Genomic DNA, 26,167 nt, shown 5'->3' on the forward strand with positions numbered 1-26,167 from the left:
TTACTTCTTAATTCTATTGACAAAAGAAGTGAGATTAGTCGCATAACCTATCATAAATTGAGGAAATACGCCATCAGTTCCTGTGTGATAAGAAGTACCTAAACTGGTGTAAATACCTCCATCAGAATTCTGAGGATTTGTTAACCAATAAAAGTTTGCTTTAACATGAACCAGATCACCTTTTTGATTGAGCACGTTTTTTTCAAAATCAGTCGTTCCCAATTCTACTTGATCACTAAATTCAAAGCTCTCATAATGCAAGTTAATATCTGCCCCAAAGTTATTCTGTGGACGGAATTCAAAGTTTAAATAAGGTCCATGTCCTGTAGAAAAAACTTGTCCTTCTTGCACCTGATCTAGTCCACCAGTAGCAACTTCTGTAAATCTATATCCTGTGCGGTAAAAGCTTCCTTTATATCCTAAAGAAGTATTGAGAAACCAGCCTTTAGATTCATAAGTTAATAAGTCTAGATATAAATCTACATTAATATTACGCTTAGTAAACAGATCAAATTCATTTACACGATCGCCATTTTGAAATCCCATAAATCGAGTACTGTCTTCAAAACTATTATTTAACGCCACAGAAGTAGATACAAGAAACTGTCTGGTTGCAGTAACCTTTGACCAGTTTCTAGTATTCATAGGCACTAAAAGAGTCGCTTGTGCATTGAGCACAGAATTGCTGTTACTAGAATTTAACCCTAACACATCAGAATAAATGACACCAGTGAAAAAATCAAAAAATCTACGCTGTTTGACTGGTTGAGATCTTTCTTTCTCTGTTTTTGTATTTAATTTTACTTGATCGTTTGCAATAGAATAATTGAAAAATTGATCAGACTCAAAGTCAAAAACATCATTATAATCGATCGTAATTGCTTCACAGTTCTTAGTTATCGCTGTAACACTCATTCCATAAGTATTGAACCATCGCAATGGCACACTAAAAGAAGTATTTAAAAATATTATTTTTTCATTGTTGTACGTGGCTTCTACATATATAGAAGAGGCTTTATTATTGAAAAACTGTACGAGTGCTTTATTTATTTTAACTACTTCATTTGTTAAAACTACCTTAGGTCCTAGTTGATTGATCAGGTCATTTTCACAATTATCTGATGCTTCTTTCTTTCTAATTACCGCTTCTTTTTTCAAGACCAATCGTCCAGAATATTGGTCTTTTGCATTATCTATATCAGATAAAACACGCTGCTCTTCTTCTAATGAGGCTCTTTTGCGCTCAAGAATCTTTTCTTTAAGAGCGAGCAAGGCAGTCTTTTCAACTGCATCCAGTGTATTAAGGTTCAGATTTTCACTAAAAGAACCATTGATAGCTTGAATAATTCCTGTAGCAAGCACCTCTTTATAACTATCCCAACCATATTCGTCTGTGGTGGCAGTAACCGTGTCTTTAATAATTTGAAATTGAAACGAATTATCTTTCTCTAGATAATTCAATTGATACACCATACCATCGATGATAACCGTTTGCAGGTACTTGTATTCCTCGGTATTTTGAGAGTGAACTTGAATAGATAAAAGCGCAAAAAATAAGATGAGTAATGTTTTCATGGTTTAAGGATTGGTTTCTCTAAAGTTATGAAAAAACAAACTAGCGTCATCTACTCTTTATAGATTATTTTCATGTAGTGACATTAAAGTCAATACTATAGAATAATAGAAAGCATATGCTAGGTCTATTATTGTGGTCATTATGCTTTCGCGAAAGCGAGTAAAACACCAGCAAAAGAGTGTAAAAACCACCTTTAAATTACGAATAACTAATTTGCTAAATGAAGGCAAAACATTTTCTGTGCGAGTGTGGTCTATAATACATATCCATCAACTCAAAAACTCAAGACGATCCACTACCTTTGTAATATGCACAAACTACCTATCAACAATAGCTTTACCAACACATTACCAGAAGATCCTATTCAAGAGAACTTTACAAGGCAAGTCAGTGATGTGGCCTACTCTATCGCGACTCCTTTAAAGTTTGAAAAAGCCAGTTTGATTCATGTATCACAACTAGCTGAAGAATTGGGTTTTGATGTACAAGAAATCAAGGAAGAAGAATTTTTGAAACTTTTCACCGGTCAAGTTTTGTACCCTAACACACAATCGTATGCGATGGCTTATGCAGGACATCAATTTGGTAATTGGGCTGGACAATTGGGTGATGGACGTGCGATTAATTTATTTGAAATTTTAGAGAAAGATAAACGTTGGGCATTCCAATTAAAAGGCGCTGGTCCTACACCTTATTCCCGTCGTGGTGATGGTCTTGCGGTGTTGCGCAGCAGCGTTAGAGAACATTTATGTAGCGAGGCCATGCATCATTTAGGCGTTCCTACCACTCGATCGCTTTCCCTTTCTTTATCGGGCGATCAAGTTTTGCGAGACGTGATGTATGATGGTCATCCTGATTATGAAAAAGGAGCGATTGTATGTCGTGTCGCACCCAGTTTTATACGTTTTGGTAATTTTGAGTTGGCCGCGGCTCAAGGCGATAATGACCTGCTTAAAAAACTTGCCGATTATACCCTATCTACCTTTTTTACAGACATAAAAACAACTGGCAAAGAAGCTTATTTACAATTGTTTCAAGAAGTAACCGATCGTACATTAGAAATGATCCTGCACTGGCAACGTGTTGGTTTTGTGCATGGTGTAATGAATACCGATAACATGTCCATTCTAGGATTGACCATAGATTATGGACCTTACGGCTGGTTAGAACCTTATGATCACGGCTGGACGCCTAACACGACAGATCGCCAAAACAAAAGGTATAGATACGGCGCACAACCAGAGATAGGACTATGGAATTTGCTACAACTGGCAAATGCGCTCTTTCCGCTTGTTGAAGATGCAGTGCCGTTACAAAAGATCCTGGACAGTTATAAAATTAATTATCAAGTCCAGTATCTAGAAACGATGATGAATAAATTAGGCATCTATCACACGCATAAAGACGATCGTGATCTGATCCAGACCTTAGAAGAAAATCTACATCTTCATGAAACAGATATGACCATTTTTTATCGCGAACTAAGCAAGATTGATCATAAAACAGCTCAAAACGATGCTTTTAAGATCATTTCTATAGCTTTTTATCATATAGACCAACTAACTGAAGCGCGTAAAAATAGCTGGATAGCGTGGTTAGAAAGTTATGTGTTACGATTAGAACTAGATGTAAAAATGGAAACTGGTAATGCACTCGCTTTTGCGAAAGCGAGAACAGAAAAAATGAATGCGACTAATCCTAAGTACGTTCTTAGAAACTACATCGCACAATTAGTCATTGATGAAGCTGATAAAGGAGATTATCAATTATTAAATGACATCTATACCATGCTACAAAAACCCTATGAAGAGCAACCAGAATATGATAAATGGTACGCATTACGTCCAGAATGGGCAAGGGATAAAGTAGGTTGCAGTATGTTAAGTTGTAGTAGTTAGATATAACAAAGCCTATCACCATGGCTTAAAAAAAGTCTATGTTAAAACAAACAATTAAAGTTTGTGTTTAGGAATTATTCCATAATTTTGGAACATTTCCAAATGATTAGCTTTTGAACTTTAAAGAACAATATTACAGCGTTGTAGATATAGAAACTACAGGCAACAGAATGAGCAACAATCGCATGACAGAAATCTGTATTGTGCGTATGATGGGCGCTGAAGTTGTTGAAAAATATACGACTCTTATTGATCCAGAAAGTCTTATTCCAGATTTTATTACTGGACTAACTGGTATAGATAATGAAATGGTCGCGGCTGCTCCTATTTTTGCAGACGTTGCTCAAGAAATTGAACGCATGACTCGCGATTGTATTTTTGTGGCTCACAATGTAAATTTTGACTACAATATTATCCGTAACGAATTCAAACGTATAGGATTTGATTTTAAACGTAAAAAGCTTTGCACAGTCAGGCTTTCTAGAGAATTGATACCTGGAATGAATTCTTATAGTTTAGGAAAGCTGTGCAACTCGTTAGGGATTTCTCTAGAAAACAGACACCGCGCAGAAGGTGATACAGACGCCACCGTAACACTTTTTCAAAAACTATTAGAAATAGATCAAGATGGAACTAAGTTTGCTAAATTCTTAAAAGGAAATAGTAAAGAAGGGACATTTCCACCACATCTAGATCGCAATGTATTTAATGATTTACCAGACGCACCTGGTGTTTATCTTTTTAAAAATCAAGCGCGTAAAGTCATTTATGTAGGGAAAGCGATTAGTTTAAAGAAACGCGTTCTTTCTCATTTTTATTCTAAAACTAGTAAATCGTATCTAATGTGTCAAGAGATTCATCACATAGAACACATACCTACTGGTAATGAATTAGTTGCATTGCTTCAAGAAGCAGACTTGATAAGACATTATTATCCTAAATTTAATAGTGCACAAAAAAAACCTAGGGCTGCGTACCAAATTTTACACTATAAAAATCAGTTAGGTATCATTCAATTTGCTGTAGGCCTAGTAAAATCTTACGATTACTCTATAGTGACGCATTATGATCGTGCGCATGCGGTAGAACAGTTAGAACAATTATGTGCAGATTTTAATTTGTGCCCTAGATATTGCAGCTTTAAAACTCAAACAGTCTGCTCTTCTCATTATAAATTAAAAAGCTGTAAAGGTGTTTGTAAAAAAGAAGAGCTAGTTTCTCTTTATAATATCAGAGCAAAACAAGCTATTGAATCCTTACACAATCAAAACCCTAATTACATTATCAAACAACCTGGCCGCAATGCAGAAGAGACTTGCTTTGTTATGGTAAAAGAAGGAGAATATCAAGGTTATGGATTTGTAGATCAATATGCATCGATAGGTTCTATGGAAGATTGCGAGGATTATATAGATCGAAAAACAGCTAACTATCATACGAACCAAATCATAAGGTCTTATTTAAAAAAATATGGCGAGCAAAATGTAGTTTATGATCAACCGCTAGCTAGTTGATTTCATTCTGTTTAACAGAAAAATTTAAGATGAATTTAAAATATATTATGCATGTACAGTATTATATTTATAGAAAAAAAGTTATGGATTTAATCATTTCTCAAAACGGCTACAGCGACTATAAACGAAAGACAATTGAGTCGCATGACGATCACCAAGAAGATTCTTCTGATCAAGTGTGTAGAATCCCTTTACAAAGTTATTTATAACAAAAAATCCGATCTAACGATCGGATTTTTTGTTTGCGATAAATTTAAAATTTTCAATTCTTTTTCTTGTAACCTTTATATTCTTGAGCAAGGATCATTTGAAAGTTTATAAAACATATTTTTTATCCCATAATTATCTAGAAGTATGTTCTAATTCATATGTTCTCTGATTCTTATGATCTTTTATTAGTGTTTCAAAAATACTCATCCACTATCTTTACAGTCGTAAACTTCCAGAAGTTCCTATTTGCGTTTCATTTCCCGTTATTTTAGTAAAAGCTATTTTTGCTAGGGTTACCAAAGCATTTGTCTTAGTATCCCAATAATGCCCTTCTTCTGGACTAAAAATTAGAACGGTTAAGGATGGATCTTCCTTATTCTCAAACGAGTTATTATCTAATGGGTCATAATATGTATCGATCAACTCTTTGTTTTTAGATATTACAGTTGTTCCGTAAACGCTCAAAAATTCTTTGCTTGAACTATCTCCATAAATTAATTGAGTTTGTGCACTCGCTTCTATATTTGAGTTGTGCTCACTTCCATCTTTACTAAAAAACAGGATATCACCGCTATCTAATACATCCTTATGACTCATAGGTATGGCATGAATAGGTGCACTGCTTAAATTGGTTAACATCATGGCTGTTTTGATGTCTCTAGAAAGTTCTAGGTATTTTTCTCTTGCCTCTTTGTGTATTAAGTTTTTGTTACTCATGTTTTCCTTTTAATATAAGAATTACATATCGCCTCTTTCCTAATAAAAGCTGAATTAACTCGAGTTTTAGAAGTAAAAGTGCTGTTTTTATAGCATTATTGATGATGATCTCGCTTTCGCGAAAGCGTCAAAATTACCTACATACACGACTAAAAACGGCTTTTATTATCAATAACATGATTATCCTTTGCCTCTAAAATATCATCTATATCTTCTTTTGAGACATCTGTACCTTTATCGGTAATGATCAATTCTTCTTTGTATTTAAGAGCTGTAGAGTTAGGAGAAACACCAGTACCGTAGCGTTCTACATAGACTAAAATAAATTCTGCCCCGTAAAACAAAATAAGACAAGAATAAGAAACCCAAAGTAATAAAATGATAACTAATCCAGCTGCGCCATAAGCACTTGCCGGTGATGATTGTGTAAAGTAAATCTCTAACAAAAACTTTCCTGTTTCAAACAAGAGACCAGTTAATAGAGCGCCTGGCCATACCATTTTCCATTTCAATCTAGCATCTGGTAAATATCTAAACATCAATCCAAAAAGAAAAGAAATAATTCCTAAGGAAAGAAAGTAATTGATTAATAGTGCGATTTTGCCTAAATCTTCTGCTAGATTTTCTTGAATCCAATTTTGAAAAATAGCTATGGCAGCAGATAGCATGAAACTGATCAAAATTAGGAAACCTAAAACTAAAATGAATCCAAAACTTTTTACTCGATCGGTAATGATTTTATACCACGGTGTTTTAGGATTGATCTTTAATTTTCAGATTTTATTTAAAGCAAGTTGTAATTGATAGAATACTCCTGTTGCTGCAAAAATTAAGGTCGCCAGTCCTATCACATTTACAATAATACTATCGTTATCTAATCTAGCTGCTTGTAAAATTTCATTGAGATCTGATGCGGCATCATATCCTATCATCGATGTCAATCCATTAGTCAATCTTCCAGAAGCAATCTCATCATCCCATACGGTGCTTACCACATTAATAACTATAACTAAAAGTCCAGGTAAAGCAAGTATTGCATAATAAGCGACAGCAGCACTTAGTTGCCACACGTCATCATTATTCCATTTTTTTGCACTTTTCCATAATAAAGATGGTACATGTTTCCATTTAAAAATGTCTTTGATAGTTTTTTAACCCATATAATACTAAGTAACTAACAAATTTTAAAACTAACTACATGATTAATTATAGTTTAACGATCTTTTGAAAGTTATTGAGGCACATCTATTAATTCTCTGCATTTTGTAATGCATAAATAGCAAAACTACCTAACCAGTGTCCGCCAGCATAATCGTCTGCTACCAGATTAGGTAAGGTATTTGTGATATGCGCATCTGCTATTTCAGTAAGGTTAGTGTATTCTGGATATTGAGCAGCGAGTCCATAAAGTACCCAAGCACGACTAAGATTTAATCCATCAATATGAACCAATTTTCCATCCCTACGGTCGGATACTTTTCCTATCTCGATATCTAATTTGCCGTTCTCGATTCCAGGCAAAAATTCTTTTACCCAACTGTGAAATTCTTCAGCAGTTAAAACGCGACGCATGATATCTATTTCTTCTAGACAAGGCGATAAAAAATCATAACCACTAGGTTCCCAAGAGATAGGACAATTTGTGTCTTTGCTGTAAAATTCTTTGGCTGTAGTTTCTATGATAGATTGAAGAGCTGCGTTTTGTGCATGAACAGCATAATCATAAGCAAATGCCATCCCAAAAGCTGTATTCGAGTGCTCTCCTACTCTTATGGCATAATTTAACTTAGGTAAATATTCTATATAGCGCTGCGCGATAATATCAGAAAGTGGTTGTAAAATTCGAGCAAATTCTTTTCCTTCTTTTGATTGCCACGTATCTAATTCTTGTTGTAATTTGAGTAACCATGCCCAGCCGTAAGTTCGTTCAAAAGTTTTGTTATCCTTAGTATTTAAATAGGCGATTTCTACATTGATATTTTCGGCTGTGAGGTTGCGTTCTATTTTTAGAAGTAACTCCTCTCGAGTTTCTAATTCTGGAAACTGCTTCAACAAAGTAACCGCGCTCCAATAACCATGAACCGCGCTATGCCAGTCAAAACAACCGTAAAAAACAGGATGTTGCACCCTAGGCCGTTTTTGATCTTCTGGACTTGCTGTAACGTGTCCCATTTTATTGGGATATTCTGTCTCAATACAATGCAACGGTAACTGAGCAAGATTATTAGCTTGTTGTAAGTTGAGTTGAGGCGTTGGGATTTGATCTTCTACCACTACAATTTGCGTTTCATTATTCTCAGTAGAAGATTCTGAATCTACATTTTCTTTGCAGCTTAATAAGGCAAGAATTAAAAGTGAATAAAGGACGTATTTCATATATAAAGATGATTAAGTCTTTAAAGATACTAGTTTGTTCTGTGAATTACGTTTCAATTCCGCTTTCGCGAAAGCGGAATTTCATTACATCTTTTCCAACAAAACAACACCATTCTTAACCATAACGGTAACTTTACCATTCACAACAGGCAATTTCTTGATGGTGTAGGCATTACGTAAACGTTTTGCTTTTGGAAAAACTTTAGTGACATCTATTTCCATCAAACCATCTGGCAATCCGGCTCCAATGAGAACAATATCTTCATGACCGTTTTTATTATAGAATCGTGCTGCTAGTGTTCCTTCTCCTTCATGTGATAGGGAAAAATGTTCACCTGCGCCTACAGATTTATGTTTGTTCCTGAATTTCCCTAACTGTTGCCAGTGTTTTAAAACCTCTTGATTTCCATTATCAAAATCCATTACAGATCTTAAAGTTGCGTCTCCTACAGTTTCTTCTACAACTAATGATCTTGCTATTTCATCTCCGTAATAAATTTGTGACATTCCAGGCGATAACATCAACTTTGTAGCAGATTCCATCGCTCGTTCTCTTGTAGGATCAAAAGGCTGTCCATCATCATGAGAGCTGATGTAATTCATGAAATATGCTGGATCTTTTGGTTTTTCTGTCAACAAGTTTTTTCTAATACTGTCGTATTTTTTGAAAAGAGCTTTATAATCTTCGTTTGCAAAATATTTAAACCCAAAATCGATCATCGCATCATATCCAGAATCAAAATAATCTACCTCGCCGCTAGAAAAATCATAAGACCTTCCATTTACTGCAGAATAGCCATAAAGCTCTCCTAGAATAAAAAACTCGTCATCGTGAACCGTTTTTGTAGGATTATTTTGCTTCCATTGATCGTAAGCTAGTTTTGCCTGTTCATTAAAAGTTGTCCAAACTGATTCTTCCACATGTTTAACGGTATCAATTCTAAAACCGTCTACTCCAGTTTCACGAGCATAATCGGTGACCCATTTGATAATGTAATTTACTGGAGTTCTCATCAATCCAGACGTGGTGAAAAAGTCATCTAACTCTTTAATTTCTTGCTCATATCTTCCTTCTTTTTTCCATTTTGCTATAAGACTTTCTGGCAAATCAACTTCTTCTGTACTTTCTGTTCTTATATCTGGTAGGTTGTTAGTTAACGTACAAGTTACCGCGGTAGTTTGATCTTGATACGTACATCCAGGTCCAGTACGAACCCATTCTTCTGGCCATACAGGATCTTGCTCAGTTACCGGACCGCTATGGTTGATCACAACATCTAATAAAATTCTAATATCCTTTTCATGTGCTTTTTCTACTAGTGTTTTAAACTCTTCCATAGTTCCGTAAGAAGGTTCTACAGCGGTCCAATCCTTTGCCCAATACCCATGAAAAGCATAAGTAAATCCAGTTCCTTCATCTACTCCACCGTGAATTTGTTCCCAGATAGGTGTCAACCATATCGTATTAACTCCTAAATCAGTAAAATAACCTTCGTCAATTTTTTGAATGATTCCAGCAAAATCACCACCTTCAAAACCTCGTAACTTTGCCGTTTCTTGAGATCGATCGATAATGTTATCATTAGAAGTGTCCCCATTATTAAACCTATCGGTAAGCAAGAAGTATACATTTGCAGCACTCCAGTCAAAATATGCTGGTTCTTTAGCAATAATTTTTTCAACTACGGCGCTGTCTTTACAAGATATTGTTACTACTAAAATTAAAAATAAATAAAGATACTTTTTCATAGACATGAATTTGTTCTGTAAAAATAAAATAAGAAGTTCATTTTATACCATTATAGAATCCTAATATGATACAACGATTGCGTTGTGATAGAGATGTAGTAATTTTACATTTATAAATGCGACCAATTAAGTAATGGAAAAATACCTAGACATTTTTATAAAATCCTTTAATGGATACGCTTCTTACCTATGGAATGAAATCATGAATCCATCGTGGACCAATTATTTTTATTGGTTACTAGTGGTTTCTCTATTGGTCTTTGCTTTAGAGATCTGGCTGCCATGGAGAAAAAACCAAAAAGTATTACGTAAGGATTTTTGGCTTGATTTATTTTACTTGTTTTTTAATTTCTTTTTGTTCTCCTTAATAGGTTACAATGCCGTGTCAGATGTGTTTGTAGAACTTTTTAATGACGGTCTGGCCAGCATAGGTATCACAAATATTGTGGCTATTGAGGTAAGTAGTTTTCCTTTTTGGATGCAATTATTAATCATGTTTGTTATTGCAGATTTTATTCAGTGGAACATACATCGACTGTTACATAGAGTTCCTTTCTTATGGGAATTTCATAAAGTACACCACAGTGTGAAGGAAATGGGTTTTGCTGCACAGTTCCGTTTTCACTTTATGGAAACTATTGTTTATAAAGCTTTGCAATATTTACCGCTGGCGATGATAGGATTTGGGATCAATCAGTTTATTGTGATTCACATGATTGCTGTATTCATTGGACATTTGAATCATGCCAATTTAAATTGGGATTACGGTATTTTCAAATACATCCTGAATAATCCAAAAATGCACTTGTGGCATCATGCAAAAAAACTTCCAGAAGGTGCAAAATATGGGGTCAACTACGGGCTTTCTCTCAGTGTTTGGGATTACCTTTTTGGTACGGCACATATTCCTTATCATCAAGCCGAGTTAGAATTAGGATTTCCAGGCGATGAAGATTATCCTGATCATTTTGGCAGTCAGTTGTTAGAGCCATTTAAAAAAGATTGATCATTTTCTCACACAACCTTATGGCATTAGTTGCATCTATTATATGAAAAACCAAACCATAAGACTATGAAATACATCAAATTAAGTTTGCTGATTTGCGTCACATTTTTACTTTTTCCAAGTTGTAATAATGATGATGACAACACTAATTCATCAACTACTATTAAGGGAACTTGGCACTTGAAAAACGTTCGTGGTGGTTTTGTGGGAATCAACATAGACTATAATCGTGGCGAAGTCATTTATGATTTTAATTTAAATAACAATACCGTTGACATCACAAATAATATTCTTACCATTGGTCCTGAGGATATATACGCGGGACTGGACAGTGGAACCTATTCCATAAGAATTGAACAAAACGGAGCCATTGAAACGCTTTTTATTGACAATGTAGATAAAGGAACTATCGATTTACAGGGCAACACTCTTCAATTAGATGACAACATAGCGGCAGATGGATTTCTTACGGAATTTGAACGTTAAAATGAGAAACTATTCAACTGTAATTATTCCAGTTGTTTTTATGAAAGTCTTGCTTTCGCGAAAGAGAGACAAAAAATAACTTAATCTAAATAAGCCCCAGGACTAAAAACCACCTTTTTTAAGCCTATCAAATCTGCTAATTTTCTGTTTCCTGATATGCTTTTTCTTTATCCGTTAATTGCTGGAGTAACAACTTGTGATAATGACTTTTACTGAGTAAAGTGATTCTATAAACCATATTTCTAGAAGAAGCGCTTACCAATGTTGTATGACTACTTACACTAGTCTTTTCGGTAATTTCTAGTACAGTAATATGTGGAAAGTGCTCTAAATTTTGCCATTTCCCAAATTTTATAAAAAAGAAACTGTTGTATTCTTTTAATTTATTTTCTGCAACATCGATCAAGACACCTTTAGAAGAAAATATAATCGCAAAACCTATTAATGGAATGAAAATAACTTGAAGACCATTTGTAATGACACCTACAATACCAATAACTAAAATAAGGACACCTAAAATTCTAGTCATAGGTGGAAAGAAATTGGTTACTTTAAAATTCATGTTTATAAACCATAATGTTTTTTCAACATGTTTTCATACGTTTTCTCAGGCAATATTTTCTTAAGTACAATGGAAAACTTTTGCAAAAAGCTACCTACTTTATAATGTATGCCTGGATTTTCCTTTTGTAAGATTTCATAAATTTTTGTGGCTACTTCAATAGGATCTTGCCCGTCATCTACATGCTCGTCAATTAACTTTAAAGTATGTGCATAACCAGCTTCATAATCAGATCCTGAAACTACTGGTGCATGAAAACGTCCTGCAGCAATATTAGTAGCAAAATCTCCTGGCGCCACATTGCTAAAATGAATATTTAAGTGAGCACACTCCATACGATAAGCCTCCGTAGCAATTTCTAGCGCTCCTTTACTCGCGCTGTAAATTCCGCGATAAGGCAAACCCATATATCCTGCAATACTCGTGATATTTATGACACGGCCACTTTTTTGAGCTCTCATTTGAGGTAAGACCGCTTGTAAAACTCTCAATGGACCATAAAAATTAGTTTCCATAGCGTTTTTCACCTCTTCAATAGGTGTTTCTTCCATTGGACCTGTAATTCCTACACCTGCATTATTGATTAAAATATCCAGTTGTCCTTCTTTTTTTATCAGTTCTTTTACTGCCTTATTTATAGAGTCCTGATCTTGAACATCCAGTGCAAGTAATTTTATCGAGCTGTCTGGATAATTGGAAGGTGTTCTACTTGTACCGTAAACGGTGTAATTTTTTTCTTGAAGATATAGGGCTATAGACTTTCCTATTCCTGAAGAGCCACCGGTAACTAGAACTACTTTTTTCATAATCAACTTTAAATCAGATAGTTAAATTTGGGTATAAAGCACAAAAAAAGGCAAGCTACCTACATCACACTGCTACGACCGCTTACCTTTGCTGCGTTCCCGCCCTGGAGGAGTTCAACAGGAGCTAGTTGTGTAGGACTTGCCAGATGCAAATATACAGTCTAGTTTTAGTTACACAAAGGTTTTTCTCCATGAATTTTATGGCTATCTTTCGCATTGATAAAATTATATTATGAAATTGAAATATTCGGTTTTAATCTTGCTTGCAGCGCTCTCATTATCAAGTTGTAAAACAGATATCGATACTTTTAAACAAAATTTTAAACTTGAAGTTACTAATTCAAAATTAAAATGGCTGGAAGATGATACGGTAGAAATCTCTTTAATAGATGCAAATTCTATTCAAGTAGATAGTGTGATCTGGACTCAAAACGCTGCGCCTATCGATGGAGCTAGTGGAATGACGCTTTCGCAAAAGCTAACCAATCAACCCTATGGTAATCTTACTTTCAAAGCTACCGTGTATAAAAATGGTATGAATCATACAGTATCAACCAGTATTAAAAGGATGCCTACTACCAAGGCTGCTATTTATAACTATAGCATTGTCAATACCTACAAGCACGATGTGAATTCTTATACACAAGGGCTGGAATTTTATGGTGATTCTTTATACGAAAGTACTGGTCAATTTAAAGAAAGTGATTTAAGAATTACTAATGTAGAAACTGGAGAAACCATAAAGAAAATCAGTCTGCCAGACAATCAATTTGCTGAAGGAATGACTATCGTAAATGATAAAGTATACCAACTTACCTGGCAAAGTATGATAGGTTATGTATACGATCTGGATCTGAATAAAGTGGATAGCTTTACCTACAACCAGAGTAAAGAAGGTTGGGGACTTACTAATGATGGTAATTACTTATATAAAAGTGATGGTACCTCTAAAATCTGGAAAATTGATCCAGAAACCTATGAAGAATTAAGTTATATAGAAGTAACAGCAAATGATCGAATCGTTTCAAAAATTAACGAAATGGAATGGATCGATGGTAAGATATATGCAAATGTTTACACGACCAATCTAATCATGATTATCAATCCAGAAAATGGACTGGTAGAAGGTGCTATCAATTTAAACTCTATCACTAAGGAAATATCCAACTACTCGGCAAATGAAAATGTGCTGAATGGTATTGCTTACGATAAGAAAAATGACCGTCTTTTTATCACTGGTAAAAGATGGCCTAAAATGTTTGAAATAGAAATAGTAAAATAATGATTCAACCTGATTTACCATGTTTTACCGCAAAACGAAGTGTACAAACCAGTGAAATCGATGACTTGGATCATGTAAACAACGTTGTATACGTTCAATGGGCTGCAGAAGTTGCAAGAGAGCACTGGATAACTGTAGGAACAGAAGATATGATCAACGAATTTGGTTGGGTAATGCTCAAACACTGTATTGAATATAAAAAACAAGCTGTTCTAGGCGATGAGATTTTACTTAAAACCCAAGTAGGTAGAGCAACAAACGTACGTTATGAACGTTACATAGAAATATATAATGCCACCACAATGGACTTGCTTGCAAAAACAATTTCTGACTGGTGTGCTATTGATAAAACAGGAAAACCTGTAAAAATATCTCAAGAAATTAGAGATCTATTTGAAACATCATGAAACATATAATTACGGTACTCATTTGCATCATTGCTCTAGTATTTATTTCTTCTTGTAGAAATGACTTTGAATTTTCTAACAGTACTGGCAGTCTAGAGTTTTCTCAAGACACCATTTACTTAGACACGGTTTTTTCTACTATAGGTTCTAGCACAAGAACTTTTAAAGTGTACAACCGCAGTAGTGATGACATTGTTATTCCTAGAGTGGCTCTTGCGCAAGGAACTAGTTCTAACTATAGACTATCTGTAGATGGAGTTCCTGGACAAGTATTTGAAAATGTAGAATTACTCGCAAAAGATTCGATGTTTGTATTTGTAGAAACTACGGTAGATATCATGAATTTTACGTCAGGCACTCAGTTTTTGTATGAAGATACTATAGAATTTGATTCTGGTGCAAATCTTCAAACTGTAGAACTGGTTACTTTAATTCAAGACGCTATTTTTCTATTTCCAGAACGCGATGCTCAAGGAATTCAAGAAACCATTCTTTTAAACACTGATCCCGATGGAAATGAATTGAGAATTTCTGGCTTTTTCCTAGATGATACCGAATTGAATTTTACAAATGAAAAGCCTTATGTCATATATGGTTTTGCCGGTGTACCATCAAATAAGACATTGACCATTGATCCAGGTGCTAGAATCCATTTTCATTCTCAAAGTGGAATTATAGTAGCTAATAATGCAACCTTAAAAGTCAATGGAGCTTTGTCCACGACAGAAGATCTGGAAAACGAAGTGATTTTTGAAGGCGATCGTTTAGAACCTCTTTTTGATGATGTGGCTGGTCAATGGGCTGCCATATGGCTTACCGATGGTAGTAAGGATCATGAAGTTAATTATGCAACTATAAAGAATGCAAGCGTTGGGATTATTATGGATAATAATAATCCTACTTCTAACGGTGCAACTTTAAAAATTAATAATAGTAGGATTCTTAATAGTTCAAATTCTGCATTAGTAGGAACAACGGCTTCTATAGAAGCCACTAATTCTATTTTCCATAATTCTGGTCAGTCCACTGTTGTTGGTAGATTTGGCGGAGAGTATAATTTTAATAATTGTACCATTTCAAATTACTGGAACGGTAGTTTTAGACAAGATCCAACTCTACTACTAACTAATGTGATTTCCAATACCGATCTTACAGCAGATTTAGTTGCTGCTAATTTTACCAACTGTATCATTTACGGTGATCGCAATATAGAGTTGGCTTTAGTCGACGACGGAATTTCTACCTTTAATTTTAAGTTTGAAAATTCATTGATACGATTCAATGATTTCTCTAATAGTTTTGATGGGATTCCTGCCTACGATTTTAGTAACTCAAGTCTGTATCAAGATTGTGTATTTAATGAAAATCCATTGTTTGAAGATGTAGATGCCTTTAAACTGCGCATTGATAATACAGGTGGCGCAAATGGAATAGCAAATCCAGCATCAGATACAGCATTAGATATTTCAGGAATTTCAAGGCCAGCAATTGCTCCAGATGCAGGAGCTTTTGAAAGCACAGATCTTTCTGGTTAGTAAACCAAAAATCGATACAATAAAAAAGAGCCTTTCTCGCGATAGGCTCTTTTGATGTATTAGAATAAAAGTAACTTTACTTGATCAAACCATAACTACGGTTTACAAACTCTGTCAACTTCTCTCCTTTTAATAATCCTTGAGATAATTTGGCTAGATCAACACCTTGCTGGATCAATCCTGCTTTCTTTGCCTCATCTTTTTCATTGAAGATAGTTTGCACTAGATCATTATTCCCATTTACGACTAGGTTGTACATATCTGGCATTGCTCCCATCATCATCATGCCGCCGCCGCCAGTCGCTTGCATCTCTTTCATACGACGCATAAATTCTGGCTGAGTGATCATAAATGGTGCTGCATCACTACTCATCGCTTCTACTTGAACGGTATAAGTAGAATCTGCTATTGTTTCTGTAATTGCTTTTTGAAGTGTTTCTTTCTCTTCGACAGACAATTTAGAAATTTGTTCTTCTTCTTTCTTAATTAAATTATCTACATGCTCAGCATCTACTCTAACAAAAGAAATGTTCTCTTTAGAAGATTCTAGCTTTTGCATTAAGTGAGAGATAATAGGAGAATCTAATAACAGTACCTCATATCCTTTTGCTTTTGCTGCAGCGATGTAAGAATGTTGTGTTTCTTTATTAGAAGCATAAAGAACAACTGTTTTACCATCTTTATCTGTTTGCGACGGCTTGATTTTTTCAATCAATTCATCCCACAAGAAATAAGAACCATCAACCGTAGGATAAAGTGCAAACTTATCTGCTTTCTCAAAGAACTTGTCCTCGCTTAACATTCCGTATTCGATAACAATTTTGATATCGTTCCATTTCTCTTCAAAGCCTTTACGATCATCATTGAAAAGACTCTTTAATTTATCTGCTACTTTACGAGTTATGTAACTAGATATTTTCTTTACAGCACCATCTGCCTGTAAATAAGAGCGAGAAACGTTTAAAGGAATATCTGGAGAATCTATCACACCACGTAACATGGTTAAGAATTCTGGTACGATTCCTTCTACATTATCCGTTACATACACTTGATTTTGATACAACTGGATGCGATCCTTTTGTACATTTAAATCTTGTGTCATTTTTGGGAAGTATAATATTCCCGTTAAGTTAAAAGGATAATCTACATTCAAGTGAATGTTAAACAAAGGCTCCTCAAATTGCATAGGATACAACTCGCGATAGAAGTTCTTGTAATCTTTATCTTCTAATTCAGTAGGTTGCTTAGTCCATGCTGGAGAAGGATTATTGATGATATTATCTAGTTCTTGAGTAGGTGCTGGATCTTCCTCCTTAGCTCCTTCTGGCTTTTCAAGTGTTTCTGTTTTGGTACCAAATTTAATAGGCACTGGCATGAACTTGTTGTACTTGTTCAATAATTCGGTGATACGAGATTCTTCTAAAAACTCTGTCTCGTCATCAGATATATGAAGAACGATCTCTGTACCAAAATTTTGTTTATCACTAGGCTCTATCGTATAATTAGGAGAACCATCACAATACCAGTGTACTGCTGGAGCATCTTTAAAAGATTTTGTAATGATATCTACTTTATTTGCTACCATGAAAGCAGAATAGAATCCAAGACCAAAATGACCTATAATACCACTATCCTTTGCTGTGTCTTGGTATTTTTCTAGAAACTCTTCAGCACCAGAAAAAGCAACTTCGTTGATATACTTCTGCACCTCATCTTCTGTCATTCCTAAACCTTGATCGATGATATGAAGTGTTTTTGCTTCTTTATCAATTTTGATCTCAATTTGTTGATCTCCTAATTCTACACTAGCCTCTCCTATTCTTGCGAGGTGCTGTAATTTAAGAGTGGCATCTGTAGCGTTAGAAACCAGTTCTCTCAAAAAGATCTCGTGATCGCTGTATAAAAACTTCTTAATAAGCGGGAAGATATTCTCTACCGCTACATTAATCTTTCCTTGTTGTGACATAATAATTATTTATTCTATTTAGGTTTATAAATGTTCCGCTTTCGCGAAAGCAGGATTATCAATAACAAATCCACCATTTCAAGCCTTGTACCAATTAAAATATTGTGACAAGCTGGCAATATGTTGTGCTAAAAACAGACGTAAAGTCATAAAACAAGTCATCTTAAATTTTAATAACTTAAAAAAATCACATTTCACTTTTGAATGATTTAATTTTACAAAAAACAACTTTGTGGATATAGATTCAGACCTTTATGGTAAAGCATTACTAGATTATCATAAAGGAAATTATACCGAAGACATTATCGTTTTAAGTACCATAATGGAAGATGATGTCATGCCATTGCCTTATCTTTTTAGATCATTTGAAGAAATGCCGGTATTAGAAAAAAAAGCACTGGCATTAGCAAGCGGAAAAACACTTGACATAGGTGCTGGCGCAGGTATTCATAGCTTGTATTTACTAGAAAAAGGATTAGAAGTAATTGCTTTGGACCAAAGTAAAGGTGCTTGTGAAGTGTTGACCTCTAGACTACCAAATAGCAGCAAGGTGATTCATGACAGTGTCTGGAACCATAAGGGTAAATATGACACACTACTCCTATTAATGAATGGTACGGGAATATTCTCCTCATTACAAAACGTTTCTAATGGTCTAGAAAAACTCAAAAAACTATTGAATAATAACGGGCAGATTTTAATAGACAGTTCTGATTTAAAGTTTCTTTATGAAGAAGATGACGACGATGGACTTTGGGTTGATTCTACAAAGGAATATTATGGAGAGGTTACATTTTCACTTCAATACAAAGCAATGGAATCAGAACCATTTGATTGGTTATACATGGATTTTGAACTTTTAAAAACTTACGCTTTAAAAGCTGGTTTTAAGGTAGAGCTGGTTCAAGAAGGAAAATATCATGATTATCTAGCTAGGTTATCTATTTAAATCTTTAGAAAATTAAACAGGCGCATTACTTGTTTTTCTCTAACGCATTTTTATCTCTTGCTTACATATTTTGAACTATTCAAATAAAATCGCCATGGCAGATCTTTATCTTCTTCGGCATAATCGATTCCTACTCTTTTACTTGCTGTTATCTCGCTTTCGCGAAAGCGGAACTCCTTATTATCCTCAATCCAGATTTTATCTCCAGTCATATCTGCTCCATAATGAGATTTATCCAGAGCAAAAGCCTTGCTGAAATTTCCAGGTCCAGAAGTCAAGGTTTTATCGAGTTTTTCTTTTCCACGCCTTTCTAACATGACCTCTACTCCATCGATAGGTTCTACTGCTCTAATTAAAATAGCGTCTGCGTTATCGTGTGTATTGGTTATGATATTGAACAAATGATGAATCCCATAACATAAGTAAACATAAGCCACGCCACCTGTTTCATACATGATTTTAGTACGTTCGGTAAATCTGCCTAAATGCGCATGACAGGCTTTATCATCATAACCGCGATAAGCCTCTGTTTCTGTAATGATACCAGAGGTTCGTTTCCCATCGATTTTAGAAACAATTTTCTTTCCTATTAGATCTTTTGCTAATGCGACTACATCTTCTTGTTGGTAATAGCTGTGCGTTAGTTTCATAGGTTAAAAATAAAACACAAGTTCCCACGTTCACTTATATATAAGATGATTTTATGAAATGCATAGGTTTACTTCTATTAATATGTAGCTTTTCTTTTGCCCAAGATACTCAGAGACAATTCTCATTAAATTTTGAAACTGATAGCTATTCTATTTTACAAAAAGACATTCGCGTTCTAGATTCATTAATAAATTCTTATAATGAAGCTAGTATTGAAGAAATAACTATCATAGGCTATTGCGATGACCGTGCAAGCAAAGATTACAATATCAGACTGGCTATCCAAAGAGTAAATAGTGTAAAACGAGCGATACTTAAGAAAAAGTCAATTTCTGATTCTTTGTTCAAACTACATCCTAAAGGTGAGTTACCTCTCTATTCTAGCCTTAATAAAGAAAAACAAAGAGCAGATAACCGACGTGTAGAAGTAATGATCGTTTTTAATCAGGCCACATCAACTGAATCAAAAGAAGAAGACACAAACACTTTACAATCTTATAATGTCTTTACAGACAGTCTAAAAGTAAATGAAAAACTAGTCTTTAATAATTTAATATTTTATCCAGGAACCCATCGATTAAGAGAAATTTCTTATCCTGTTATGGATTCTATTATCAATTCATTGATGATTCATAAGAAATATGAAATAGAAATTCAAGGACACATATGTTGTAACGGCCCAAATGAACCTGGATTAGATAGAGATACCGGACAATGGAATCTTTCAACAGCTAGAGCAGAGCAAATCAAAAGGTTTTTTGTCAAATACGGATTAGACCCTTCACGTTTTACAACTGTAGGTAAAATGGCCAATTTCAAAACAGGGAAAGAAGATTTCTTTGATCGAAGAGTAGAATTGCACATTACCGCAATAAGAGAAAACGATAAAGAAGCAAACAAAGAAATGCCTTGAAAATCGATTACCTTTGTTGATTGAAAAAAACCTTATGTCTTTTGAAAAATTAGGACTCGATCCTGCACTTATAAAATCTCTTAACGATCAGCAATTATTAGAACCTACTCCTATACAGGAACAGGTGATTCCTGTGATTTTAAAAGGGAAAGACGTTTTAGGAATTGCTAAAACTGGATCTGGTAAAACGGCAGCCTATTCCTTGCCACTTCTTCAAAAGTTAAAAGGCATTGAGTCTAAAAACAGACACATCAGTGCGCTAGTGATGGTTCCTACTCGTGAACTAGCAGTGCAAGTAAGCGAGGTGATTAAAACATTTTCAAAAGCTCTAGATAGGCCATTAATCACCATGCCTGTTTATGGTGGTGTTAGTATCAATCCTCAAATGATGAAGATGAATACGGTGGACGTTCTTGTGGCAACGCCAGGACGATTGATCGAGCTTATAGAGGCAAATGCTGTTGTAGTTAAGGAGTGTAAGATTTTAGTGCTCGATGAGGCAGACAAAATGCTTTCTCTAGGATTTAAAGAAGAAATGGATGCCGTGTTGTATCATTTGCCTAAGAAAAAACAAAACTTATTATTTTCTGCTACATTAAGCAACGAGGTTAAGAATATACAAAAAGGAATATTGACCGATCCTGTTGTTGTAGAGATCGAAGAAGAAGAACAAGATTACTCTCTTATCAAACAAATAGGCTATCGTGTTACAGAAGAAAAACGAGGAGTTTTATTAAGACATTTGATTGAAGAACACGACATGCAACAAGTATTGATTTTCTGTTCTTCTACTTATCAAGTAGATCATGTTAATGATAAGCTTAATGTAAATAATATTAAATCAAAAGCTATTCATGGTAAAAAGTCTCAAGGTGTCAGAAATAAAAACCTAGCCGATTTTAAGAATTTTGCCGAGACAGGTGTGAGATGTCTAGTAACTACAGACCTTCTTTCCCGTGGTATTGATATTGAATTTCTTCCTTACGTGATCAATTACGAATTGCCGCGATCTCCTAAAGATTACATTCATAGAATAGGAAGAACTGGTCGTGCAGAAAATCCCGGAACAGCAATTTCTCTTGTTACAAAAGAAGAATCTAATCATGCACGCGTCATACAAAAGAAAACCAAATTAAAAATCTGGATGGAAGATCTACCAGAATGGAATTCGTAGGAAATTGAACTTGAACTTGAATTTGAATTTGAATTTGAACTTAGATAAAATTTAATGATTCGTAAAAAAATATTTTATTTAATTTTTATACTTATATACTGTAGGCTTCCCCTATTTCAAAATACCTCACGAACTGAAAGAACTTCTAAATTGAAAACTAAAACTTCACCTAATCATCCTTTTTAAAATCCAGACTCAAACTATTCACGCAGTGCCTTATTCCTGTAGGTGTCGGACCATCGTTAAACACATGTCCTAAATGACTGCCACAGTTAGAACACATGATTTCAGTTCTAATCATTCCGTGTGTCGTATCTCTTTTGCGCTCTATCGCTCCTTCTATCTCGTCATCAAATGATGGCCAGCCACAACCAGAATCAAACTTTTGATCAGATTTAAACAGCTCATTACCACAGGCAGCACAACTGTAAACACCATTTTCATAATGTGTATTATATTCTCCAGTAAAGGGTCTTTCTGTTCCTTTTTCTCTCAGAATGTGGTATTGATCTGGTGTTAGTTTTTCTTTATATTCTTGTTCAGTCATCTTTTGTTTTTTAGGTAATGAATGTCTTTGTTAAATCCGCTTTCGCGAAAGCGGAATACCAAAAAGCTCTTCACATGAGTCAAGAGCTTTTTAAAATTCTTACTTAAAAGTAAACTTATTTTCTTAACGCTGGTAACTCTTCTCCTTTAGGAACAAAGTCTAAAGCGATACCGTTGATACAATGACGCTTTCCAGTAGTTTTTCTAGGCCCGTCATTAAATTCATGACCTAAGTGCGATCCACAAGTGTTGCATTTTAATTCTGTACGAGCATAACCTATTTTATAATCTACATCGCGTTCAACCTGTCCTTCTATTGCACGGTCATAACTAGGCCATCCAGTTCCAGAATCAAATTTATATTCGTTCTCATACACTGGCGCTTTACATGCGGCACAAATAAGTGTACCAGGAGCATATTGCTTATTCAATGGACTTGTGTGAGGTCGCTCTGTTCCTGCTTTGCGTAATACATCGTATTCTTCGGCAGTTAACAGCTCTTTCCATTGGGCATCTGTTTTAGTTACCTCGTATTTCTTTTCTTGTTGTATTTCTTCTCCAGAAGAATTTATTGCTAGCTCTTTAGGTGTATTACCACATGAAATAGTCAACAAAGCAATTAATGCAATACTTATGTATTTGATCATCGGTATTTTTATTGCAAAATTAAGCAGTAATATCCCATTAAGGTGTTGCAATTCTGTTAACTATTGTATCAATTCTATCACAAAAGAGTTAAGAAAAATTTCAATAATTCTGACTTCTTAATCAATATGAAGCAGGATTCACAACGCTAAATGAAAAAACACGGCTAAGGATAAGACAAATCCATAACGGTATACTTCAGTCTACCTGAGGTGATGGGATCATTTTATTTTAAGTTTAAAGTCAAAACATATCCTTAGGAATCAATACAATATTGTTATTTTTGTATTATGAATAAGAAAGTAGCTATTATCATGGGTTCTACTAGCGATTTGCCTGTGATGCAAGACGCCATAGATATCCTAAAGGAACTAGAAATTGACATTGAAGTAGATGTAGTAAGTGCACACCGCACACCAGAAAAAATGTTTGAATTCGGTAATACAGCTCATGAAAATGGGATTGCAGTAATTATCGCTGGTGCTGGTGGCGCTGCACACTTACCAGGAATGGTGGCTAGTTTATCACCACTTCCGGTAATAGGAGTTCCTGTAAAATCTTCTAATTCTATTGATGGGTGGGATAGTATTCTTTCAATACTACAAATGCCTGGTGGCGTTCCTGTGGCCACTGTTGCACTTAACGGTGCAAAAAATGCTGGCATTCTCGCAGCTCAAATTATAGGAGCTACTCAAGAAGATGTGCGTGCAAGAATTATCAATTACAAAGAAACTTTAAAAGAAAAAGTTACTAAAGCAGCAGCGCAAATGCGTGAAAATGTCTAAAGCTTATAAATATTCATCCCTAATTATCATTGCACTAACCGTTATCTGGTTTTGTTATGAAATGACCTTGAGACACTCAGAAAAATGGCACTTTTTAACTGCAGGTGCTGTTAATTTTCTCACTGCAATTATCATTAATAGACAATTTACCCAAAAGGAATACAACTATTTAGGCATCATTCACGGCGTGTTCATGGTGACACTATTTGGCTATGGCTATTTCTTTATATAAACTATTTGTTTAACCTTCGTGATCAAAAGTTTAACAAAATTGTGATAACTATTTGATCTACGACCACTACTTTTACAATAATATGAGCGTTGAAAACAACCCCTTACTACAGGAATTTAATACATTTCAGAATACAGCACCTTTTTCTCAGATCAAGGAATCGCATTATGAATCTGCTTTCGCAAAAGCGATAGAAACTGCACAATCAGAAATCGATTTGATCACAGGAAATACAGCTGAGCCTTCATTTGAAAATACGATAGAAGCTCTTGATGAGTCTGGTGAATTATTGGGTCGTATTTCAAGTATTTTCTTTAATTTAAATAGCGCCGAGACCAATGACGAAATTCAGCGCATTGCTAGAGAAGTAAGTCCTAAGCTTTCAGAATTTGGTAACGACGTTACATTAAATGAAAAGCTTTTTAAAAGAGTAAAAGCAGTTTATGAAAATAGAGCTACAATCGATTTAACCGAAGAGCAAAAGACGCTACTGGAAAAACAATACAAACGCTTTTCTAGAAATGGAGCTAACTTAAGTGAAGCAAAAAAAACACGATTAAGAGAAATTGATAGTAAACTTTCAAAACTCACATTGTCATTTGGCGAGAATGTTCTTGCAGCAACTAATGCATATGAGCTACATCTAGAGGATGATTCTAGACTATCTGGATTACCAGAAAGCGCAAAAGAAGCGGCTGCAGAGGCTGCAAAAGCAAAGGATAAAGAAGGTTTTATTTTCAATCTTGATTATCCTAGTTACATTCCGTTTATGACCTATGCTGATGATAGAGAATTACGTGAGGAATTATCCAAAGCCTTTGGTGCAAAGGCTTATAAAGACGAGCATGATAATCAGGAAAATGTTCTAAATATTGCAAAATTGCGATATGAAAGAGCACAATTATTGGGTTATCAAACGCATGCTCATTTTGTACTTGAAGAACGTATGGCCAAAACGCCAGAAACAGTCAACCAGTTCTCTCAAGAAATATTAGAAAAGGCAAAACCAGCGGCTCAAAAAGAATTTGATCAATTGCAAGAGTTTGCTCAAAATCATACAGAAAATCCTGTTGAATCATTGAAAAAATGGGATGCTGCCTACTATTCTGAAAAACTAAAGCAAAAATTATTTAGTTTAGATGATGAGTTGTTAAAACCATATTTTAAACTGGAAAATGTAATCAATGGTGTTTTTGAAATTGCCAGTCGCTTATATGGATTGAGCTTTGAAGAAACTCAGGAAATAGAAAAATATCATCCAGATGTACTTACATACGTGGTTAAGAATGAAGATAATACATTAAACTCTATCTTCTATGCAGACTTTTTCCCACGTAAAGGAAAACGTAATGGCGCATGGATGACATCATTTAAAAATCAGTGGCATGATAACGGTCATAACATAAGACCACATGTTTCTAACGTATGTAATTTCACAAAACCTACAGCAACAAAACCTTCATTACTGACCTTTAATGAAGTAACTACTTTATTTCATGAATTTGGTCATGCTTTACATGGTATGCTGGCTGATACAAAGTATAGAAGCCTTTCAGGAACTTCTGTTTTTTGGGATTTTGTTGAGTTACCTAGTCAAGTTTTAGAAAACTGGTGCTATGAAAAAGAAGCACTAGAAATTTTTGCAAGACATTATGAGACTAATGAGGTAATTCCATTAGAATATATTGAAAAAATAAAAGCAGCTGCCAACTTTCAAGAAGGATTACAAACACTAAGACAATTGAGTTTTGGAATGATGGATATGAGCTGGCACGGAATTGATCCTACAGCAATCAATGATGTAAAAGTCCATGAAAGAAAAACTTTTGATCAGACAGATTTATATCCAGATGTAGAAAGTAGTTGTATGAGTACATCTTTTGCACATATTTTTCAAGGCGGTTATAGCGCTGGATATTACAGTTACAAATGGGCAGAAGTTCTTGATGCAGACGCTTTTGAAATGTTTCAAGAAAATGGAATATTTGATAGACCAACAGCAAAGAAATTTAGGGATAATGTACTCTCAAGAGGTGGAACAGAAGATCCTATGTTGTTGTATACTCGCTTTCGCGGAAGCGAACCTAAAATAGATGCATTATTAAAAAGAGCAGGATTAGTGGCATAAAAATTAAATTCAAAAATACCGTAGTGATAAGGTGTAAATGAAAAGAATAGAATA

General features: G+C 34.8%; 23 protein-coding genes, 1 other RNA gene and 1 pseudogene. 13 read left to right on the forward strand and 12 right to left on the reverse strand.

Going from position 1 to position 26,167, the window contains the following annotated elements:
- The gene (locus tag ACTF54_RS06240; RefSeq protein WP_438968966.1) at positions 1-1,575 is read right to left on the reverse strand and encodes a hypothetical protein; all 1,575 of its coding nucleotides are present in this window, start codon (positions 1,573-1,575) and stop codon (positions 1-3) included.
- A 309-nt stretch (positions 1,576-1,884) separates the two neighbouring features.
- On the opposite strand from ACTF54_RS06240, the gene ACTF54_RS06245 reads away from it, so the two are divergent.
- Complete coding sequence (locus ACTF54_RS06245) at positions 1,885-3,474, forward strand: protein adenylyltransferase SelO (protein WP_438968967.1); 1,590 nt, start codon at positions 1,885-1,887, stop codon at positions 3,472-3,474.
- Between the two features lie 113 nt (positions 3,475-3,587).
- Entirely contained in the window at positions 3,588-4,988 is a 1,401-nt protein-coding gene (locus tag ACTF54_RS06250) for an exonuclease domain-containing protein (RefSeq protein ID WP_438968968.1), read from the forward strand.
- Between the two features lie 426 nt (positions 4,989-5,414).
- Here the strand turns inward: ACTF54_RS06250 and ACTF54_RS06255 are convergent, their stop codons facing one another.
- The 4 genes and pseudogenes from ACTF54_RS06255 to ACTF54_RS06270 all read right to left on the reverse strand — a co-directional run bounded on the left by ACTF54_RS06255 (position 5,415) and on the right by ACTF54_RS06270 (position 10,040).
- Positions 5,415-5,915, reverse strand: coding sequence for a pyridoxamine 5'-phosphate oxidase family protein (locus tag ACTF54_RS06255; RefSeq protein WP_438968969.1), 501 nt, complete (start codon positions 5,913-5,915; stop codon positions 5,415-5,417).
- Positions 5,916-6,064: 149 nt separating this feature from the next.
- Positions 6,065-6,985: pseudogene (locus ACTF54_RS06260) on the reverse strand (YihY/virulence factor BrkB family protein).
- A gap of 178 nt (positions 6,986-7,163) precedes the next feature.
- A complete protein-coding gene (locus tag ACTF54_RS06265; protein ID WP_438968970.1) occupies positions 7,164-8,291 on the reverse strand; it encodes a DUF2891 domain-containing protein in 1,128 nt (375 codons plus the stop codon).
- Positions 8,292-8,375: 84 nt separating this feature from the next.
- On the reverse strand, positions 8,376-10,040 hold the full coding sequence (locus ACTF54_RS06270) for an alpha-amylase family glycosyl hydrolase (RefSeq protein ID WP_438968971.1): 1,665 nt from the start codon (positions 10,038-10,040) through the stop codon (positions 8,376-8,378).
- Between the two features lie 133 nt (positions 10,041-10,173).
- Here ACTF54_RS06270 and ACTF54_RS06275 point away from each other — a divergent pair, with 133 nt between their 5' ends.
- Both ACTF54_RS06275 and ACTF54_RS06280 read left to right on the forward strand, forming a co-directional pair.
- On the forward strand, positions 10,174-11,046 hold the full coding sequence (locus ACTF54_RS06275) for a sterol desaturase family protein (RefSeq protein WP_438968972.1): 873 nt from the start codon (positions 10,174-10,176) through the stop codon (positions 11,044-11,046).
- A 66-nt stretch (positions 11,047-11,112) separates the two neighbouring features.
- The gene (locus ACTF54_RS06280) at positions 11,113-11,532 is read left to right on the forward strand and encodes a hypothetical protein (protein WP_438968973.1); all 420 of its coding nucleotides are present in this window, start codon (positions 11,113-11,115) and stop codon (positions 11,530-11,532) included.
- Positions 11,533-11,668: 136 nt separating this feature from the next.
- On the opposite strand, the gene ACTF54_RS06285 is transcribed toward ACTF54_RS06280, so the two are convergent.
- The 3 genes from ACTF54_RS06285 to ffs all read right to left on the reverse strand — a co-directional run bounded on the left by ACTF54_RS06285 (position 11,669) and on the right by ffs (position 13,045).
- Positions 11,669-12,094, reverse strand: coding sequence for a hypothetical protein (locus tag ACTF54_RS06285; RefSeq protein WP_438968974.1), 426 nt, complete (start codon positions 12,092-12,094; stop codon positions 11,669-11,671).
- 2 nt (positions 12,095-12,096) lie between these two features.
- Positions 12,097-12,900, reverse strand: a complete 804-nt coding sequence (locus tag ACTF54_RS06290; RefSeq protein WP_347196337.1) for an SDR family oxidoreductase — start codon at positions 12,898-12,900, stop codon at positions 12,097-12,099.
- Between the two features lie 45 nt (positions 12,901-12,945).
- Positions 12,946-13,045: signal recognition particle sRNA small type (gene ffs, locus ACTF54_RS06295), an RNA gene on the reverse strand.
- An 87-nt stretch (positions 13,046-13,132) separates the two neighbouring features.
- On the opposite strand from ffs, the gene ACTF54_RS06300 reads away from it, so the two are divergent.
- The 3 genes from ACTF54_RS06300 to ACTF54_RS06310 are packed head-to-tail and all read left to right on the forward strand — an operon-like array spanning position 13,133 to position 16,124.
- Positions 13,133-14,182 carry a glutaminyl-peptide cyclotransferase gene (locus ACTF54_RS06300; RefSeq protein WP_438968975.1) on the forward strand — a complete coding sequence of 350 codons (1,050 nt, stop codon included), beginning with the start codon at positions 13,133-13,135 and terminating at the stop codon, positions 14,180-14,182.
- Positions 14,182-14,589 carry an acyl-CoA thioesterase gene (locus tag ACTF54_RS06305; RefSeq protein ID WP_438968976.1) on the forward strand — a complete coding sequence of 136 codons (408 nt, stop codon included), beginning with the start codon at positions 14,182-14,184 and terminating at the stop codon, positions 14,587-14,589. Before ACTF54_RS06300 ends, ACTF54_RS06305 begins: the two co-directional genes overlap by 1 nt.
- Positions 14,586-16,124: a hypothetical protein gene (locus ACTF54_RS06310; protein ID WP_438968977.1), complete on the forward strand. Its 1,539-nt coding sequence runs from the start codon at positions 14,586-14,588 to the stop codon at positions 16,122-16,124. Before ACTF54_RS06305 ends, ACTF54_RS06310 begins: the two co-directional genes overlap by 4 nt.
- Positions 16,125-16,200: 76 nt before the next feature.
- Here the strand turns inward: ACTF54_RS06310 and htpG are convergent, their stop codons facing one another.
- Entirely contained in the window at positions 16,201-18,090 is a 1,890-nt protein-coding gene (htpG, locus tag ACTF54_RS06315) for a molecular chaperone HtpG (protein ID WP_438968978.1), read from the reverse strand.
- A gap of 232 nt (positions 18,091-18,322) precedes the next feature.
- Here htpG and ACTF54_RS06320 point away from each other — a divergent pair, with 232 nt between their 5' ends.
- A complete protein-coding gene (locus ACTF54_RS06320) occupies positions 18,323-19,039 on the forward strand; it encodes a class I SAM-dependent methyltransferase (protein ID WP_347202384.1) in 717 nt (238 codons plus the stop codon).
- 50 nt (positions 19,040-19,089) lie between these two features.
- Here ACTF54_RS06320 and ACTF54_RS06325 read toward each other — a convergent pair whose 3' ends face one another.
- The gene (locus ACTF54_RS06325) at positions 19,090-19,689 is read right to left on the reverse strand and encodes a DNA-3-methyladenine glycosylase (RefSeq protein ID WP_438968979.1); all 600 of its coding nucleotides are present in this window, start codon (positions 19,687-19,689) and stop codon (positions 19,090-19,092) included.
- A 53-nt stretch (positions 19,690-19,742) separates the two neighbouring features.
- Here ACTF54_RS06325 and ACTF54_RS06330 point away from each other — a divergent pair, with 53 nt between their 5' ends.
- Entirely contained in the window at positions 19,743-20,603 is an 861-nt protein-coding gene (locus ACTF54_RS06330; protein WP_438968980.1) for an OmpA family protein, read from the forward strand.
- A 34-nt stretch (positions 20,604-20,637) separates the two neighbouring features.
- Entirely contained in the window at positions 20,638-21,777 is a 1,140-nt protein-coding gene (locus ACTF54_RS06335) for a DEAD/DEAH box helicase (protein WP_438968981.1), read from the forward strand.
- A 169-nt stretch (positions 21,778-21,946) separates the two neighbouring features.
- Here the strand turns inward: ACTF54_RS06335 and msrB (ACTF54_RS06340) are convergent, their stop codons facing one another.
- Both msrB (ACTF54_RS06340) and msrB (ACTF54_RS06345) read right to left on the reverse strand, forming a co-directional pair.
- A complete protein-coding gene (msrB, locus tag ACTF54_RS06340) occupies positions 21,947-22,324 on the reverse strand; it encodes a peptide-methionine (R)-S-oxide reductase MsrB (RefSeq protein WP_438968982.1) in 378 nt (125 codons plus the stop codon).
- A 115-nt stretch (positions 22,325-22,439) separates the two neighbouring features.
- Positions 22,440-22,970: a peptide-methionine (R)-S-oxide reductase MsrB gene (msrB, locus tag ACTF54_RS06345; RefSeq protein WP_438968983.1), complete on the reverse strand. Its 531-nt coding sequence runs from the start codon at positions 22,968-22,970 to the stop codon at positions 22,440-22,442.
- A 288-nt stretch (positions 22,971-23,258) separates the two neighbouring features.
- Here msrB (ACTF54_RS06345) and purE point away from each other — a divergent pair, with 288 nt between their 5' ends.
- The 3 genes from purE to ACTF54_RS06360 all read left to right on the forward strand — a co-directional run bounded on the left by purE (position 23,259) and on the right by ACTF54_RS06360 (position 26,113).
- Positions 23,259-23,753: a 5-(carboxyamino)imidazole ribonucleotide mutase gene (purE, locus tag ACTF54_RS06350; RefSeq protein ID WP_347196349.1), complete on the forward strand. Its 495-nt coding sequence runs from the start codon at positions 23,259-23,261 to the stop codon at positions 23,751-23,753.
- Positions 23,746-23,985 (forward strand): hypothetical protein, encoded by a 240-nt coding sequence (locus tag ACTF54_RS06355; protein WP_347196350.1) that lies wholly within the window; start codon positions 23,746-23,748, stop codon positions 23,983-23,985. Before purE ends, ACTF54_RS06355 begins: the two co-directional genes overlap by 8 nt.
- An 82-nt stretch (positions 23,986-24,067) precedes the next feature.
- Positions 24,068-26,113 (forward strand): M3 family metallopeptidase, encoded by a 2,046-nt coding sequence (locus ACTF54_RS06360; protein WP_438968984.1) that lies wholly within the window; start codon positions 24,068-24,070, stop codon positions 26,111-26,113.
- Positions 26,114-26,167 lie beyond the last annotated feature (54 nt).

Source organism: Nonlabens sp., assembly GCF_965657255.1.
Classification (GTDB): domain Bacteria; phylum Bacteroidota; class Bacteroidia; order Flavobacteriales; family Flavobacteriaceae; genus Nonlabens.

Bases quoted from the DNA above. Each gene is read 5' to 3' on its own strand.
- ACTF54_RS06240 (WP_438968966.1), bottom strand. From the start codon at position 1,575: ATGAAAACATTACTCATCTTATTTTTTGCGCTTTTATCTATTCAAGTT.
- ACTF54_RS06245 (WP_438968967.1), top strand. From the start codon at position 1,885: ATGCACAAACTACCTATCAACAATAGCTTTACCAACACATTACCAGAA.
- ACTF54_RS06255 (WP_438968969.1), bottom strand. From the start codon at position 5,915: ATGAGTAACAAAAACTTAATACACAAAGAGGCAAGAGAAAAATACCTA.
- ACTF54_RS06265 (WP_438968970.1), bottom strand. From the start codon at position 8,291: ATGAAATACGTCCTTTATTCACTTTTAATTCTTGCCTTATTAAGCTGC.
- ACTF54_RS06270 (WP_438968971.1), bottom strand. From the start codon at position 10,040: ATGAAAAAGTATCTTTATTTATTTTTAATTTTAGTAGTAACAATATCT.
- ACTF54_RS06275 (WP_438968972.1), top strand. From the start codon at position 10,174: ATGGAAAAATACCTAGACATTTTTATAAAATCCTTTAATGGATACGCT.
- ACTF54_RS06280 (WP_438968973.1), top strand. From the start codon at position 11,113: ATGAAATACATCAAATTAAGTTTGCTGATTTGCGTCACATTTTTACTT.
- ACTF54_RS06285 (WP_438968974.1), bottom strand. From the start codon at position 12,094: ATGAATTTTAAAGTAACCAATTTCTTTCCACCTATGACTAGAATTTTA.
- ACTF54_RS06290 (WP_347196337.1), bottom strand. From the start codon at position 12,900: ATGAAAAAAGTAGTTCTAGTTACCGGTGGCTCTTCAGGAATAGGAAAG.
- ACTF54_RS06300 (WP_438968975.1), top strand. From the start codon at position 13,133: ATGAAATTGAAATATTCGGTTTTAATCTTGCTTGCAGCGCTCTCATTA.
- ACTF54_RS06305 (WP_438968976.1), top strand. From the start codon at position 14,182: ATGATTCAACCTGATTTACCATGTTTTACCGCAAAACGAAGTGTACAA.
- ACTF54_RS06310 (WP_438968977.1), top strand. From the start codon at position 14,586: ATGAAACATATAATTACGGTACTCATTTGCATCATTGCTCTAGTATTT.
- htpG (WP_438968978.1), bottom strand. From the start codon at position 18,090: ATGTCACAACAAGGAAAGATTAATGTAGCGGTAGAGAATATCTTCCCG.
- ACTF54_RS06325 (WP_438968979.1), bottom strand. From the start codon at position 19,689: ATGAAACTAACGCACAGCTATTACCAACAAGAAGATGTAGTCGCATTA.
- ACTF54_RS06330 (WP_438968980.1), top strand. From the start codon at position 19,743: ATGAAATGCATAGGTTTACTTCTATTAATATGTAGCTTTTCTTTTGCC.
- ACTF54_RS06335 (WP_438968981.1), top strand. From the start codon at position 20,638: ATGTCTTTTGAAAAATTAGGACTCGATCCTGCACTTATAAAATCTCTT.
- msrB (WP_438968982.1), bottom strand. From the start codon at position 22,324: ATGACTGAACAAGAATATAAAGAAAAACTAACACCAGATCAATACCAC.
- msrB (WP_438968983.1), bottom strand. From the start codon at position 22,970: ATGATCAAATACATAAGTATTGCATTAATTGCTTTGTTGACTATTTCA.
- purE (WP_347196349.1), top strand. From the start codon at position 23,259: ATGAATAAGAAAGTAGCTATTATCATGGGTTCTACTAGCGATTTGCCT.
- ACTF54_RS06355 (WP_347196350.1), top strand. From the start codon at position 23,746: ATGTCTAAAGCTTATAAATATTCATCCCTAATTATCATTGCACTAACC.
- ACTF54_RS06360 (WP_438968984.1), top strand. From the start codon at position 24,068: ATGAGCGTTGAAAACAACCCCTTACTACAGGAATTTAATACATTTCAG.